At 59.2% G+C, this 15,217-nt stretch carries 15 protein-coding genes; 6 read left to right on the top strand and 9 right to left on the bottom strand.

Features of this window, described 5'->3' with window-relative positions:
* Positions 1 to 6: 6 nt before the first annotated feature.
* The 5 genes from MY55_RS06050 to MY55_RS06035 all read left to right on the top strand — a co-directional run bounded on the left by MY55_RS06050 (position 7) and on the right by MY55_RS06035 (position 4,980).
* Positions 7 to 759 (top strand): glycosyltransferase family 2 protein, encoded by a 753-nt coding sequence (locus MY55_RS06050; protein WP_043576946.1) that lies wholly within the window; start codon positions 7 to 9, stop codon positions 757 to 759.
* A gap of 86 nt (positions 760 to 845) precedes the next feature.
* Positions 846 to 1,703 carry a glycosyltransferase family 2 protein gene (locus tag MY55_RS06045; protein WP_065202106.1) on the top strand — a complete coding sequence of 286 codons (858 nt, stop codon included), beginning with the start codon at positions 846 to 848 and terminating at the stop codon, positions 1,701 to 1,703.
* The gene (locus MY55_RS06040) at positions 1,700 to 2,755 is read left to right on the top strand and encodes a glycosyltransferase family 4 protein (RefSeq protein WP_043576953.1); all 1,056 of its coding nucleotides are present in this window, start codon (positions 1,700 to 1,702) and stop codon (positions 2,753 to 2,755) included. The genes MY55_RS06045 and MY55_RS06040 overlap by 4 nt, the downstream gene beginning before the upstream one ends.
* Positions 2,756 to 2,758: 3 nt before the next feature.
* Complete coding sequence (locus MY55_RS22575) at positions 2,759 to 3,733, top strand: glycosyltransferase (protein WP_047237136.1); 975 nt, start codon at positions 2,759 to 2,761, stop codon at positions 3,731 to 3,733.
* Positions 3,688 to 4,980: an O-antigen ligase family protein gene (locus tag MY55_RS06035; protein WP_065202105.1), complete on the top strand. Its 1,293-nt coding sequence runs from the start codon at positions 3,688 to 3,690 to the stop codon at positions 4,978 to 4,980. Before MY55_RS22575 ends, MY55_RS06035 begins: the two co-directional genes overlap by 46 nt.
* A gap of 247 nt (positions 4,981 to 5,227) precedes the next feature.
* On the opposite strand, the gene MY55_RS06030 is transcribed toward MY55_RS06035, so the two are convergent.
* The 8 genes from MY55_RS06030 to MY55_RS05995 form a co-directional block, all read right to left on the bottom strand.
* Positions 5,228 to 5,611, bottom strand: a complete 384-nt coding sequence (locus MY55_RS06030; protein ID WP_230623394.1) for a type IV pilus assembly protein FimV — start codon at positions 5,609 to 5,611, stop codon at positions 5,228 to 5,230.
* 113 nt (positions 5,612 to 5,724) lie between these two features.
* Positions 5,725 to 6,804: a 3-dehydroquinate synthase gene (aroB, locus tag MY55_RS06025; protein ID WP_065202104.1), complete on the bottom strand. Its 1,080-nt coding sequence runs from the start codon at positions 6,802 to 6,804 to the stop codon at positions 5,725 to 5,727.
* Positions 6,801 to 7,352, bottom strand: coding sequence for a shikimate kinase AroK (gene aroK / locus MY55_RS06020; RefSeq protein ID WP_062961531.1), 552 nt, complete (start codon positions 7,350 to 7,352; stop codon positions 6,801 to 6,803). The genes aroB and aroK overlap by 4 nt, the downstream gene beginning before the upstream one ends.
* 34 nt (positions 7,353 to 7,386) lie before the next feature.
* Positions 7,387 to 9,480: a type IV pilus secretin PilQ gene (locus tag MY55_RS06015; protein ID WP_047237133.1), complete on the bottom strand. Its 2,094-nt coding sequence runs from the start codon at positions 9,478 to 9,480 to the stop codon at positions 7,387 to 7,389.
* Complete coding sequence (locus MY55_RS06010) at positions 9,477 to 9,995, bottom strand: pilus assembly protein PilP (RefSeq protein ID WP_043576963.1); 519 nt, start codon at positions 9,993 to 9,995, stop codon at positions 9,477 to 9,479. Before MY55_RS06010 ends, MY55_RS06015 begins: the two co-directional genes overlap by 4 nt.
* Positions 9,996 to 10,008: 13 nt before the next feature.
* On the bottom strand, positions 10,009 to 10,626 hold the full coding sequence (locus MY55_RS06005) for a type IV pilus inner membrane component PilO (RefSeq protein ID WP_043576965.1): 618 nt from the start codon (positions 10,624 to 10,626) through the stop codon (positions 10,009 to 10,011).
* Positions 10,623 to 11,195 (bottom strand): PilN domain-containing protein, encoded by a 573-nt coding sequence (locus MY55_RS06000; RefSeq protein WP_043576967.1) that lies wholly within the window; start codon positions 11,193 to 11,195, stop codon positions 10,623 to 10,625. Before MY55_RS06000 ends, MY55_RS06005 begins: the two co-directional genes overlap by 4 nt.
* Entirely contained in the window at positions 11,196 to 12,308 is a 1,113-nt protein-coding gene (locus tag MY55_RS05995; protein WP_047237132.1) for a pilus assembly protein PilM, read from the bottom strand.
* A gap of 115 nt (positions 12,309 to 12,423) precedes the next feature.
* On the opposite strand from MY55_RS05995, the gene MY55_RS05990 reads away from it, so the two are divergent.
* Positions 12,424 to 14,778 (top strand): penicillin-binding protein 1A, encoded by a 2,355-nt coding sequence (locus MY55_RS05990; protein WP_065202103.1) that lies wholly within the window; start codon positions 12,424 to 12,426, stop codon positions 14,776 to 14,778.
* Positions 14,779 to 14,852: 74 nt separating this feature from the next.
* Here MY55_RS05990 and MY55_RS05985 read toward each other — a convergent pair whose 3' ends face one another.
* Positions 14,853 to 15,110 (bottom strand): hypothetical protein, encoded by a 258-nt coding sequence (locus MY55_RS05985; RefSeq protein WP_047237130.1) that lies wholly within the window; start codon positions 15,108 to 15,110, stop codon positions 14,853 to 14,855.
* Positions 15,111 to 15,217: the final 107 nt, after the last annotated feature.

Below are 15,217 nucleotides of genomic sequence, written 5' to 3'. Positions count from 1 at the left end.
ATGCGGATGGCTATCAGTGGTTTGGTGATAACGCTTAATGAAGCGCACAATATTGTCGATTGCCTGCGGTCGTTGAGAGCGGTTTGTGATGACATCGTTGTTGTCGATTCAGGTAGCACCGATGGCACCATTGCGCTGGCTGAGGCCGAAGGCGCGACCGTCATTGTACAGAAACCTTTTTTGGGCGATGGTCCTCAGCGAAGCCTGGGCTTGCCGCGTTGCCGGCATGCCTGGGTACTGAATCTGGATGCCGATGAAAGGTTGGAGCCGGATTTCATCGCTTATGTGAAGAATACCGATCTGGACGCCCTGGGCGTGGATCTGGTCGAAACGCGTCGCCGCAATTATATTGGCGACCGCTTCACGCCTTATGCCGGTCAATACCCCGATTATGTGAAGAGGTTGTTCAATCGCCACCGGGCCGATTTCACGCCGGTTGTCGCGCATACTTGTGTCAAGGCGGCGACTTCGACGAAGGTAGCGGTTCATATTACGCATTATTCGTACCGGAATTATCCGGACATGATCGCAAAATGCAAGTATGCCGAATGGCTTTCAGTGGGCCTGGCTAAAAGCGGCAAGAAAATCTATCCCTGGCATCCGGCGCTGCATGGCGGCTGGGCTTTTTTCCGCCACTATGTGATCAAGCTGGGATTTCTGGCCGGTTTGGATGGCTTGACCTTGTCGATGTGCAAAGGCATCGGTTCTTATCTGAAGTATGCCCATGCTTTGGAGCTGAGAAGGAGCGGAAAGGTCTGATGTGTCCGTGTTCGCCACAAGGCTATTTCGGCTACGGCAGGTTTCCAAGGCATCTGCTGTCTGAATTCATATGGCTGGTTTGATGAATGAAAATAACAGTTTTGATCAGTACCTATAATCGGCCTGATGCGCTTGATGCAGTATTGTCTGGTTTTCACCACCAATCGGGCATGCTTGCCGGTGATTGGGAAATCATTGTTGCCGACGATGGCTCCGGTCCTGCAACCCAAGCGGTGGTGAAGGCCCATCAGAAGATTTTCCATGATCGGCTCCAGCATGTTTGGCATGAGGACTTGGGATTCCGATTGGCGGAGATTCGGAACCGGGCGGCGCTGCAGGCGCGGGGTGATTATCTGATATTCCTGGACGGGGATTGCATCCCACAGTCGGACTTCCTGTTTCAGCACGCCAAGCTTGCCGAACGCGGCTGGGTGGTCGCCGGCAATAGGGTATTGATGTCCGAAAGATTTACCCTGAGCTATGTTTCCGGTGAATGCCGTCCGGTATCCAATTGGACGGGATTTTCCTGGCTTGCTCATCGGCTGAGGAAAAATATCAACAATTTTTTGGGTTGGTTGCGGCTTGATTTGCCAAAGTGGCGCAAGAAAAGAAAAGATAGTTGGAAATTGCTGCGTGGTTGCAATATCGGTGTTTGGCGCGAAGATTATTTGATGGTAGATGGATTTGATGCCACATTTTCCGGCTGGGGCTATGAGGATTCGGACTTCGCTGTTCGCTTGATTCGCAATGGAGTGGGCATCAAGAATGGCCGTTTCGCCATGCCGGTTCTGCATCTCTGGCATAAGGAAAATGATAGAAGTTTTGAGGGTGAAAACTGGAGAAGATTCGAGGCGTCAATCCGCAGCGAGCATGTCAAGGCCTTGAAAGGTATTTCCTCATTGGATATTGATCCTGGTTGGCTGTCGAATGGAAAATCGGAATGAGTGATATTTCTGGCATCAATTTTATCTTTCACTCCATTCGCCAGGGCGGTGGAATGGAACGCTATGTGATGGATGTGATAGCGGAGTTGTGCCGCAGGGGTATTCCGGTAAAGGTCATCGCGCGAGTTGTGAATTGGCCCGATCCCCCGAATGGCCTTGATTTCGTGGTTTTCCCAAATAGAACACCGTTCTCCAGGCTAAATAACATATTGTTTGAACGTATGGCTCTGAGGTCTTGTCGAACTGGCTGGAAAACCATTGGCATATCAAGGGTGTTCGGTGATGTCGACTTGGCGATTGTGGGTGGTACGCATATCGGTCACCTGAATGACAAGGGTAAATCCAGTGTTGGTATTTATGACAGATTGACCATCGCGAATGAGACCAGGTTTTATGCTGGCGCATCGACTATCGTTTCTCATTCTGGGAGAGTGGGGAAGGAAATCCAGAAATATTATGGTATTGATGAGGCCAAAATAAAAGTCTTATATCCTCCCGTAGACACCCACAAGTTTTCATTGGATGCCAGGGCCAATCGCGAAGAGGTTAGACAGAAGCTTGGTATCAGACCAAACCAGTTCATGCTCTTGTTTCCATCAAATAATCATGATTTGAAGGGCGCAGACATCATCCTGGATGCGATTGGTCGCATGGATGAAGATGTTGTGTTGGTAGCGGCGGGAAAAGCGCCGCTGAAAAGCGATAAGGTTATCAACGCAGGGTTCTGCGATGAAATGCCCCCGTTGTATGCGGCGGCGGATGCGACGATCCTGGCCTCAAAATATGAAGCATTTGGCATGGTGGGCCCAGAATCAATTTTGTGCGGCACCCCCGTTTTATTTGCCGATACGGTAGGTGCGACGGAAATATTGTCCGAGCCAGGCTGTCATGTCTTCAAACGGGATGCGGCGGCATTGAGGACATGCCTGGAGCGAGTGGTCAGGCAGGCTAAGCACTTGGAAAGAGACCCGGCCTCCTTGGCATCCCAGTCTATTCATTATCCTTATTCATTGGAAGATCATGTGCTGGATTTGCTGGCATTGTTGGAGTAACTGATGGAATCACTGCCAAAAGTTTCCATGCTCCTGATTACCTATAATCAAGAGCATTATGTTTTAGATGCGCTAAAAGGCGCGCTTTCTCAGGATTATGCCAATCTGGAAATTGTTGTTTCGGACGATTGTTCGAGTGATTCAACTTTTGATATTGTATCGGCGTATTGCGATAACTACCAGGGGCCGCATAAGCTGATTTTGAATTGCAATATATCCAACGTCGGAATCGGCGCTAATCTGAATGTTGCGGTATCTCATGCTTCAGGCGAGCTATTTGTCGTTACCGCTGGCGATGACATTTCGTTGCCGCAACGAGTCTCATCATTAGTGGCTTGTTGGCTTGCGCATGGCCGAAAGCCCGACTTGCTGGCTTCTTATCTGCAGGATTTGGATTCGGCTGGTAATGTGCATGGGGTGATCAAGGTTGACGACCTTGCGAACTATAATAGCGTGGATGCTTGGCTTCAGGGGCATCCGGTTTTGATCGGAGCAGCTCAGGCATGGACGCGGCGGCTATATGATGAATTTTCCGGCATACCGCGAGGCGTGGTGGCTGAGGACATGGTCATGGCTTTTAGGGCGTTTGGGGCCGGTGGGGCTGTGACAATTCCTGAACCGTTGGTGTTGTATAGGCGGGGGGGCACGACATATAAGAAGCGACACTTGACTGTTGAAGCTGTTGTCTCGGCATTTGTTAAAAAGCTGGATAATACCAAAATCGAGTTGTTGCATATGATAGAAGTCGCTGGGAATAAGCATGCCACGCCGGCACTGCTGACGTATCTGGTGAATCTCTATCAAAAAGAGTGTCTGATTGAGTTTATGTTAAGAAAGCAAGCAGGTTGGATGGGCAGGTTTAAATATTTGGTAGATGCACCAGGAGTCGCTTTGAGCTTTAAAATCAGGATGTTCTTCTATTCGTTGGCACCATGGGCTTTACGGCCATTTTTCCTTTTAAAGAGGGCGGTGAGATGATTGATATGGCAATAGAGCGTCAGCGCGACTTACGTTATGATTGGCTTGTTTGGGGATTGACATTTATTGTCATCGCATTGGGTTTTGTCTGGAGGGGTAGCGCTACGATAGTGGCTTGCTTGCTTTCCTTGATTGGCATAGCCCTTTCTTTCAGGAAAAACTATTTCAAGATATGCTGGGATTTGTATAGGCCCTGGATTTTCGCCATGTCTATTCTTGGCTTGGCGATTATTTGTAGAGAGCTGATTTCCGGCGATCCTCGATTTCGTTTCGCGGATTCAGCCTCCAGAACCATGCTGGCTATTCCGTTATTCGTAGCGATGTGCCATAGCGCCAGATTCGATCTGAAATCGGCACGGTGGATTTTTGCCGCTGCCGTGTTCTTGATGCTGATATTCGGCTATTGGAATATGACCCATGGCGGTGATCTGCGCATTGCGACAGCATTTACGAATACTATTCCGTATTCTGCATTCTGCTTGTTGTTTGGCACGATTTTCTTCCTCTATTCATATAGTCTTGGTGGCTGGAATCGGGTTGCCTCGATTGTCGTGATTGCAACTACATACTTGGTTCTGTATTTTTCGGAGTCGCGCGGGGTTTGGGCTGCGGGTGTCGTTGCAGCGCTATTCCTGTTTACAACCGTGTTTGGTTTTAACTGGAAGAGTTTTGCCGGTATTTTGTTGCTTGTGTTCGCGCTTCTCGTGCTGTCTTACTTCTGCAGTGCAATCGTCAAATACCGCATAGACTTGGCGGTATCGGAATACCATGCCTTTTTTGTTGGAAAAAAAGATGGCTCGGTAAGCATGCGTATGGATATGGCACTGGCTTCATGGCATATATTCAAGATGCATCCGATTTTTGGCGTCGGCCGGGATTTACCACCGGTGATGCATGCACTATATGAGCAGGGCTTTGTTGGTCTTCCGGTTGCGGATGCGGCTGATACTCATGGCGAGTTGTTCTTCAATGCGGCCAGTCTGGGCTCGGTCGGTTTGCTGGCGTATGTCATTTTCTATGTAGGGGGCAGCTATCCTTATTGGAAGGCGGCGGTTTCAGGCGAGCCCGAGCTTGTGAAGATCGGCAAGATTGGGCTGGTTTGCAATGTTATCTTTTTCATTGTCGGTTACACCCATATCACGCTCGGCTTGGTTATGTACGCTTCTGTATATGCCACGGTACAGGCGGTTTTGCTGTCCACCTTATATAAATTGCAGTATGGCAAGGCTAGTCAGGTATCAGCGTAACCATAGCCGGATATCCGGTTAAAGAAACCACTCCTTGAGTGGTTTTTTTGCGTTTGCGAGGGGTGTGGATGGTGCTGCGAATGGCATGAAGCGCCCCTCCGTCTGCGAGTGGGCTTACGCGGGGCATTGTGCGCCAGGATGGTGCTGAGTTGGGCAACGTGCCGTGCCGCGTTGGTAGCCGGTTTTGCTTGTATAAGCTCGAGTTGCGCGCCGACTGGGGCGCGCATCAGTTACATGACTGGCCGGTTTACAACTTGGCGTCGAACAACGGATCCTGTGGCGCGAGCTGGCGGCCGTTCTCCTGGATGGTGTGCCAGACCGGCTGGTCTTGCACCTGCGCCTGCACATCGCGCGCCAGCAACACATAGGCTTCGCTGTTGCGGGCGCTGGAATAGGCGCGCAGCAATGCCACTTTGGCGTGGAGATTGTCCGGATCGTCTTTGAGGGAGTCTTTCAGCACCCGGACCGCCTCTTTGGTGCGGCCGTAGGCGAGATAGACTTCGGCCTCGCCAACCGGATCGATGCCGCGGTGGACCGGCTTGGTGTAGCGCAGGCGACGCCAGAACTGGCGAAGCGAATAATAGACAAGCATCAGGGCCAAGCTGCTGGCCAAGGCCGTAAATACATCCATTCTGTTTCTCCCCCTCGGTGGTACAACATCTTATGTAGTCTGTTGATTATTCTGACGAGGAAGGCGGCTTGGCAATCCGTATAAATCCCTACCTGGGCCGCTCAGCCGTGGACTCAGCTGTTTTCGCGCAGAATCTTCTCCAGCAGGCTGTCCGCCAGGCCAGGTTGGATCACGGCCTGGCCCAATGCGCGCAGCAGCACGAAGCGTATGGTGCCGGCTTCCACTTTCTTGTCGTGGCTCATCAGCTGCAGCCAGCGGTGGACGGGCATGGCGGGAGATGTCACCGGCAGGCCGGCGGCGGCGATCAGCCGGCGCACCCGATCGAGGTCGGCGGCGGCAAGCCAGCCCAGCTCGGCGGAGGCGGCGGCGGCCAGCACCATGCCGGCGGCGACGGCTTCGCCGTGCAGCCAGGCGCCGAATCCCAGCCCGGCTTCTATCGCGTGGCCGAAGGTGTGTCCCAGATTGAGCAGCGCGCGCGCGCCGTTTTCTTTTTCGTCTTCGGTGACGATGGCGGCCTTCATCTCGCAGCTGCGGCGCACCGCGTATTGCAGCGCGGCGCTGTCGCGCGCCCTCAGCCTGGCCATATTGTCTTCCAGCCAGGCAAGGAAGTCGGCGTCGCCCAGCAGGCCGTATTTGATCACTTCCGCCAGGCCGGCGGACAGTTCGCGGTCGGGCAGGGTGGCGAGCAGGTCCATGTCGGCGATCACCGCCTTGGGCTGGTAGAACGCGCCTATCATGTTCTTGCCCTGCGGATGGTTGATCGCGGTTTTGCCGCCGACCGACGAGTCCACCTGCGCCAGCAGCGTGGTGGGAATCTGGATGAAGGGCGCGCCGCGCTGGTAGCAGGCGGCGGCGAAGCCCGTCATGTCGCCGATCACGCCGCCGCCCAGCGCGATCAGCGTGGTCTTGCGTTCGGCGTTGCCGGACAGCAGGGCGTCGAAGATCAGGTTGAGCGTCTGCCAGTCCTTGTGCGTTTCGCCGTCGGGCAGGACGATGCTGGCGCAGGCCACGCCGCGGCTTTCAAGCGCTTGCCGCAGCCGCGCCAAGTACAGCGGCGCGACGGTTTCGTTGCTGACGATGGCCACCTTGGGGATGGGCAGGTGGGGAAGCAATAGTTCGACCTGTTCCAGGAGTCCGTGGCCAATATGTATCGGGTAGCGGGTGTCGGGGAGGATCAGGTCGAGGGTGATCACGAATCGGCTTCCTTGGTGATGGGGGGCTGCAACTGGTCGATCAGGCGGCTGACCAGCAGGTTGACGTTTTGCTGGGTGGTGTCGACGATGACGTCGGCGATTTCCCGGTAGAGAGGGTCGCGCTCGTTGAACAGGCTTTCCAGTTTGGCGCGGGGGTCGGCGATTTGCAGCAGCGGACGGTTCTTGTCGTGCTGGGTGCGGGCCAGCAGGTCGTCGATCGGCGCGCGCAGGTAGATCACGGTGCCGTATTGCATCAGCACCTGGCGGTTTTCCTGGCGCAGGACCGCGCCGCCGCCGGTGGCCAGCACAATGTCGCTCTGCTGGGCCAGGTCGCGGATCACGCAGGTTTCGCGGTTGCGAAACCGCAGCTCGCCTTCGATGTCGAAGATGGTAGCGACCCGCACGCCGGTGCGCGCCTCGATTTCCTGGTCGGAATCGTAGAACGTCTTGCCGGTGCGGCGCGCCAGCGCCCTGCCTACCGTGGTCTTGCCCGCGCCCATCAGGCCGACCAGAAAAAAGTTGCCTGCCAATCTCTCCATGGCAGCCATTGTAGCCGATGGATCGCGGCTCTGTCTCTGCCCGTCAGCGTCCCGCGACGATCAGGTCGTTGACCACCTTGGGCGTGATGAAAATCAGCAATTCGCTGCGCTTGTCTATCTTCTGCGAGCTGCGGAACAGCGCGCCCAGAAGCGGTATGTCGCCGAGGAAAGGCACTTTGTTGACGACATTGTCCAGTTGCTGCTGATAGATGCCGCCCAGCACCACCGTGCCGCCGTTGTCCACCAGCACTTGGGTTTCGATTTTCTCGGTGGTCAGCGACGGCGTGCCGTTGACGGTTTGCTGGAAGTTGGCCGAGTCCTTGTTGACCTTGATGTCCAGCATCACGTGATTGTCCGGGGTGATCTGCGGCTTGACGTTGAGGCTGAGCACCGCTTTCTTGAACGATACCGAGGTCGCGCCGCTGGAGCTGGCTTCCTGATAGGGAATCTCGGTGCCCTGCTCGATGGTCGCTTCCTGGCGGTCGGCGGTCATCACCCGCGGGCTGGAGATGATGCGGCCCTTGTCCTCGGCCTGCATTGCCTGCAGCTCCAGCCCCAGGATCACCGAGTGGCCGACGTTGTACAGCGCGGTCAGCGTGCCGGAGGGATTGGCGATGGGCAGGTTGACGCCGGCCGGCGTGGTCTGGATCACGTAGGGCTGGCCGGTGTTCAGGTTGGTGACGTTGTTGACCGCGGTGCCCAGCGGGCTGCCCGAAATGATGCCCTTGGGGTCCATCCGGTCGTAGGTGAGCTGGATGCCGAGGTCGCGTTCCCAGTTGTCGGTGGCTTCGACGATGCGGGCCTCGATCAGCACTTGCTTGACCGGGATGTCGGTCTTGGCGATGACGTCGCGGATCTTGTCGATCACCGCGTTGATGTCGTTGACGATCAGGGTGTTGGTCTTGGGATCGATCAGCACGCTGCCGCGTTCGGACAGCAGGCTTTCTTTCTTGCCGGAGGTGTTGTCGCCATCCAGCACTTTCTTGAAGTCTTCGGCCGAACGGTAGCGCAGCACGAAGGTTTCCGAACGCAGCGGCTCCAGCGTCGCCAGCTGCTGGCGGGCTTCCTGCAGCTGCTTGTCGCGCGCCAGCAGCTCGTCGCGCGGCGCGATCTGGATGATGTTGCCGTTGCGGCGCTGATCCAGGCCCTTGGTCTGCAGGATCAGGTCCAGCGCCTGATCCCAGGGTACGTCCTTCAGCCTGAGGGTGATGTTGCCGCTGACCGAGTCGCTGGTGACGATGTTGAGGCCGGTGAATTCCGCGATGACTTGCAGCACGGTGCGGACTTCGATGTTCTGGAAGTTGAGCGACAGCTTGTCGCCCTTGTACACCGGCTTGCCGCCGTCGCTGTTGGCCAGCGTTTCCGGCGCCGGGCGGCGCACTTCCACCACCAGCTTGCCGTCGGTCTGATAGGAGGAATAGTCCCAGTCGCCCTGGGGGATGATCTGGATGCGGATGTTGTTTCCCTGGTTGGCGGCATCCACCTTGGCCACCGGGGTGCCGAAGTCGGTCACGTCCAGCCGGCGCACCTGCTGGCGCGGCAGGACCGCGCCGGCGATGTCGACCGCCAGGTTTTTGCCGTCGCGGCGCACATCCACCGGGGTGTTGGCGTTGGGCAGGGCCAGCTCCACCCGGCCTTCGCCATTGGCGCCGCGGCGGAAGTCCAGGCCGGCCTGGCCGATCTGCGCCTGGCCCGCGGCCTGGGGGGCTGCCGCCGAGGTTTGCTCTTGCGGGGTGGCATCCAGCGCCGGCGCCATCGAGCCGTCCAGCGTCAGCAGCAATTTGTTGCCGTTGACCACGCTGCGGAAGGAGGCGTTGCGCGCCAGGCTCAATACCAGCCGCGAGCGGCCGGGCGCCTCCACCGCGACCGCCGACTTGAGCAGCGCGCTGTCGATATTGATGGCGGGGCGGGCGAGCTTGACGCTGGCGCCGGCGAAGTCCAGCGCGATGCGCGGCGGGTTGGACATGGCGAAGCTGCCCGGCCGCACCGCGGGGCCGTCGAAGGTGATCTGCACGAGCTGCAGGTTGCCGTCCACCTTGCCGGGTTCTATCGCCGTGATGGCCGGGCCGGCGGCGGCGAGTCCGCCCGCCAGGCTCAGCAGCAGCCCCGCCATCCATCTGATCGCAAGCTTTTTCATTTGTTTTGCCCTTGTTCGTCCAGGTGCAGGCTGCTGTCGCGCTGCACCCATTCTCCATTCAGGTCTTCGACGGTTTCGGAGAGCACGATTTCCGAATCGTGGATGGCGGTCACCTTGCCGAAATTGGGACCGACGTAGTTGCCGGGCTGGATTCGGTAGATGGCGCCCTCCGGCGTGCGCACCAGCGCGTAGAGCGAGTCGCCGCGCTTCAGCGTGCCGACCATCGCCAGCTTGTCCAGATCGTAATTTTCCAGCGCCTCGCGCGGGCGCTTGAGGTCGGGCGCGTTGGCGGAGTTTTGCTGTTTGCCGGCCTGTAGTTTTTGCGCGTTGAACGGGTCGAGCAGATCGTAGGCCTGGTAGTTGAACGGCTTGTAGGTCTGCACCTGCGGCAGCGGCTCGATCTGGCCGCGCAGGCCCTGGCTGCTGCTGGCCATCCACTGCTGCAGGTCCTCGGTGCCGGGGCCGCCGCATCCGCTCAGCAGCAGGGGCAGCAGGCAGACGCAGGTTTTCTTCATCTTGGCGCGTCCCTCACTTTGGCTGGGCGGCGGGCAGGCCGCTGCGCTCGCTGGGCTCCAGCGCGCGGTAGGTGCGCGCGGTGGCGTCCATCGTCAGGCGGTTGTCCTTGCCGCCGCCCGGGTTGAGGGAAATGTCGCTGATGGTGACGATGCGCGACAGCTGGGCGACGTCGTTGACGAAGGCGGCGAGGTCGTTGTAGCTGCCGGACAGGCGGATGCTGATCGGCACCTCGGCCATTTCGGCGGAGCGCGATTCGCTGCCGGGCTTGAACAGCTCGAACTGCAGGCCGCGTCCCAGTCCGGCCTGGTTGATCTCGGTCAGCAGGGTGTCCATGTCCGATTTGGTGGGCAGTTGCTTGAGCAGCGCGCCGAAGGAGGCGTCGATCTCGCGCAACTGCTGCTGCAGCGCGTCCAGGTTCACCGCCTGGCGCTTCTTGTCGACGAAGGTCTGCTTGAGCTGGGCCTCTTGCAGGCGGGCCTGGTTCAAATGGTCTAGCTGATCGCCCAGCACGAAGAAATAGCCCAGCCCGGCCACCAGCAGCGTCAGGATCGCCAGCATCAGCGCCTGCGCCTGCAGCGGCCAGTTGGCCATGTCCTTGGGGTCGAGTCCGCGCAGTTCGTCCAGCGTCATGGCTTGGCTCCTTGCGGACCGCCCGCGGGCGCCTGGCGCAGGCTGGCGTTGAGGGTGAAGGCGCTGACGCGCTGGTTGTTGACGATGGACGACGACACCTCGACCAGCACCGGCGCCTCGAAGGTTTCCGATTGCCCGAGCATGCGCATGTAGCTGGACACCCGCGCGCCGGACTGCGCGAAGCCGGTCAGCACGATCTGGTTGCCGTTCTGGCGGAAGCTGCGCAGGTAGACGCCGTCGGGCGTCTGGCGCACCAGCTGGTCGAACAGGTGCACCGCCTCGTTGCGGCCCTCCTGCAGCCGCTCCACCAGCTGTTTTCGCGCCAGCAGGTCGTCGCGCTGCTTCTTCAGCTTGCCGATGTCCTTGATCTGGCCGTCCAGCCGGCCGATTTCCGCCTGCAGGTAGCGGTTGCGCTGCTCCTGGCGCGACAGCTGGTGCTCAAGCACCAGGTAGGCGATGCCCACCAGCAGCAGCGCCGATACGGCGGTGCCGGCCAGCAGCAGCTGGAAGCGCAGCCGGTGCGCGGCCTTGCGCTGCTCGCGGTGGGGGAGGAGGTTGATCCGTATCATTCAGTCGAACCTCCTGAGGGCCAGCCCGCAGGCGATCAGCAGCGCCGGCGCATCCATCAGCAGCTCTTTCAGGCGGATGGCGCTCGATTGCACCATGGTGGTGAAGGGGTTGGCGATCATGGTGCTGATCTGGGTGCGGCCGGCCACCGCGTCGTCCAGGCCGGGCAGCATGCTGCAGCCGCCGGCCAGCAGGATGTAGTCGACGCGCAGGTATTGCGACACGCTGACGGTGGTGTAGAAAAACTGCAGCGCGCGCTGGATTTCCTGTGCCAGCGAATCGATGAACGGGTGCATCAGCTCCGATTCGTAGCCGTCGGGCATCGCCATGCTGCGCTTGCCGCTTTCCGCCTCCTCGAAGCTGATGTTGTAGCGGCGCTGGATGTCGCGCGTCAGCTGGTGGCCGCCGAACATCTGCTCGCGGTAGTAGATCTGCTGGCCGTTGCGGATGATGTTGCAGTGGATGCGGGTGGCGCCGATGTCGAACATGGCGAAAGTCTGATTCATGCCCTGGTCGGGCAGCTGGTGCTGGATCTGCTCGAACGCCGTCATCATCGCGAATGACTCCACGTCCACCACCAGGGCGCGCAGGCCGGCCATTTCCACCACCGCCACGCGCTCCTCGACCTTTTCCTTACGCGCCGCGCACAGCAGGACCTCGAGGTCGTCGATGCTGGACGGGGAGGGGCCCAGCACCTGGTGGTCCAGGTTCACTTCGTCGAGGGGGAAGGGGATGATCTGGTTGGCTTCGGACTCTATCATCTGGTCCAGCTCTTCGGTCTGGCTGACCGGCACCAGCAGCTTCTTGTAAATGGCCATCGGAGTGGGAATGGCGATGGCGACGCTGCGGATCGGGCTGCCCAGACGTTTCCAGGCGCGGCGCAGCGCCTCGGCGATGCCGTCAATTTCCACCAGGTTGCCGTCGTTGACCGCCTCCTTGGGCAGCGGCTCGATCACGTAGCGCTCCACCTGGTAATTCTTGCCGTTGCGCGACAGCTCCACCAGCTTGACCGCCGTGCTGCTGATGTCCAGGCCAAGCAGGGAAGCGTTGCGGGATTGCCCCAGTCCCAGTTGTTCGAGCAATGGATGCCCGAGCCTCAATTTATCGACTAGCATCTGCGCCTCAATCCGGTCTTGTGCAACAGATTTTCGCACTGTCGCCGCCATTGTTTGTCTTGTTGGCTTTCACAAGACGTTATAATCCTGTTTCCAGTGAAAGCCCATCGTAAATATGCTCAGACGATTTCTTGCAATAATGGCAGGCGTGTTTCTAGGTGGTGTGGTGCTGCTGGCGGGAGCCGCCGCAATTGCCATCATCATAACTTATCCGCGCCTGCAAAGCCTTGATGTAATCACCGATTACCGTCCGAAAATCCCGCTCCGGGTGTATTCGGCCGATAATCAGCTGCTGGGCGAGTTCGGCGAGGAGCGGCGATCCTTTTCCCGCATCCACGAAGTCCCGCAGCTGATGAAGCAGGCCGTGCTGGCCGCCGAGGACGAGCGTTTCTACCAGCACAGCGGCATCGACTACCTGGGAATCATGCGCGCGGCGGTCGGCAATCTGGTGTCCGGCCACGCCCGCTCCGGCGCCAGCACCATCACCATGCAGGTGGCGAAGAACTTCTTCCTGTCCAGCGAGAAAACCTTCACCCGCAAGTTCAACGAGGCGCTGCTGGCGTTCAAGATCGAGCACACGCTGAGCAAGGACCAGATCCTCGAGCTGTACTTCAACCAGATCTACCTGGGGCAGCGCGCCTACGGCTTCGCGGCGGCGGCGCAGGCCTATTACGGCAAGCCGATCAACGAGCTCAGCGTCGCCCAGATGGCGATGCTGGCGGGCCTGCCGAAGGCGCCGTCGGCCTACAACCCCATCGTCAACCCCGAGCGCGCCAAGCTGCGCCAGCAATACGTGCTGCGCCGCATGCGCGAGCTCAACTTCATCACCCAGGCGCAGTACGACGAGGCGCTGAACGAGCCGCTGAAACTGGCCAGCCAGGCTGCCGATACCAGCCAGCCGGGCCAGTATGTTGCGGAAATGGTACGCCAGGCGATGTACGAGCGTTACAAGGAAGCGGCTTACACCGAGGGCTTCAAGGTTTACACCACGCTGGACAGCCGCCACCAGAAATGGGCCTATGACGCCTTGCGCGCCGGCCTGGTTGATTACGACCGCAAGATGGGCTATCGCGGCCCGGAAAGCACCATCGACCTGCCCAGCGGCGGTGGCGAGGACCTGACCGAGGCGCTGGACGAGGCGATGGGTGATTTGCGCGACAGCGGCGACATGCTGCCGGCCATCGTGCTGTCGGCCAGCCCGTCGGAAATCCAGGCCTATATGCGCGGCGGCAAGACCATCTCCATCAAGGGCGCTGGCCTTGAATTCGCCCGCCGCGCGCTGAGCGGCAAGGCGTCGCAGCAGCTGCAGATCCGCCGCGGCTCGGTGATCCGCGTGTCGGCCAATGCCAAGGGCTATTGGGAAGTGGTGCAGATGCCGGAAGTGGAAGGCGCTTTCGTGTCGCTGGATACCCATACCGGCGCGATCAAATCGCTGGTGGGCGGCTTTGATTTCAACCGCCGCAGCTTCAATCACGTGACCCAGGCTTGGCGCCAGCCCGGCTCGTCGTTCAAGCCGTTCATCTATTCGTCCGGCATCGAGCGCGGCATCACGCCTTCCACCATGATCAACGACGCGCCGCTGTCGGTGCCCGGCATCAACGGCCAGAACTGGGAGCCCAAGAACGATGACGGCAAGTTCTCCGGCCTGATCACCCTGCGCCGCGGCCTGACCCAGTCGAAAAACCTGGTGTCGGTGCGGGTGCTGATGGCCGTGGGCACCGATTACGCGCAGCAATACATCCAGCGCTTCGGCTTCTCCGCCAAGCAGCATCCGGCCTACTTGCCGATGGCGCTGGGCGCGGGCTCGGTGACGCCGCTGCAGATGGTGGAGGGCTATTCGGTGTTCGCCAACGGCGGCTATCGCACCAAGGCTTACTTCATCGACCGCATTGAAGACCAGTCCGGCCGCGTGCTGGCCAAGACCGTGCCCACGGTGGCCGGCCAGAACGCCCAGCAGGCGATTGATCCGCGCAACGCCTTCATCATGCGTTCGATGATGGGGGACGTGGTGCGTTACGGCACCGGCTACCGCGCGATGAGCCTGGGCCGCACCGACCTGGCCGGCAAGACCGGCACCACCTCGGACTGGAAAGACGCCTGGTTCGTCGGCTTCAACCCCAACCTGGTGGCCGCCACCTGGGTAGGCTTCGACCAGCCGCGCTCGCTGGGCCGTTACGGCTATGGCGGCTCCGCGGCCTTGCCGATCTGGATCAACTACATGGGCAACGCGCTGAAGGGCCAGCCTGAAGTCGAGCTGCCGGTGCCGCAGGGCATCGTGGTGAAGCCGGGCGCCGGTCAGCGCGGCGGCGACGAGTACTACTACCAAGAGTTCCAGAAGACCAATCCGGAGCTGCACATCGACAACCAGGGCACGGTGCCGGGCAGCGGCGACGACGCCAGCGCGCCGGCCGCCGACGACAAGCCGGCGGCCCAGGACGCGGTGGAAAACGTCAAGGACCAGCTGTTCTAATCAACGGCCCAGTTGAAGACAAGCCCCGGCGCAGAGCGATCGCGCCGGGGCTTTTTCATGCCGGGGTTTCCCGGTCATTCCATCGAGCAGGCGCGCAGGCTGGCTTCGCGACTCAGCGCGCGCTGGATATCCGCCGGGTGCAGCACGTCGTTTTCTATGCCGCGCCGGATCAGCGACATCAGGTAGCTCCTGCCGAAGATGGGCGAGCCCTCCCATTCGCTGCCTTGCTGACCCAGCATGGTGGGCAGGGTGATCAGGACCTTTTCTCCATTGATGACGTCTACCGCGAATTCATCTTCATGAATGCATTCAGTCAGGTTTGGGTTGTGCATGGCGAAGCAACCTCGGAGTGGCGACAACGTTTGGGATAAAAAATTTCGACTGCAATTATGGAAATCGCGCGACAAACATTTTATTGTCCCGCTTGATATTATATTAT

Origin of the sequence: Chromobacterium subtsugae (genome assembly GCF_001676875.1) — a bacterium.
Classification (GTDB): domain Bacteria; phylum Pseudomonadota; class Gammaproteobacteria; order Burkholderiales; family Chromobacteriaceae; genus Chromobacterium; species Chromobacterium subtsugae.
The sequence above is the reverse complement of the archived record's forward strand: the minus strand, read 5'-3'. Positions and strand labels throughout refer to the sequence as shown.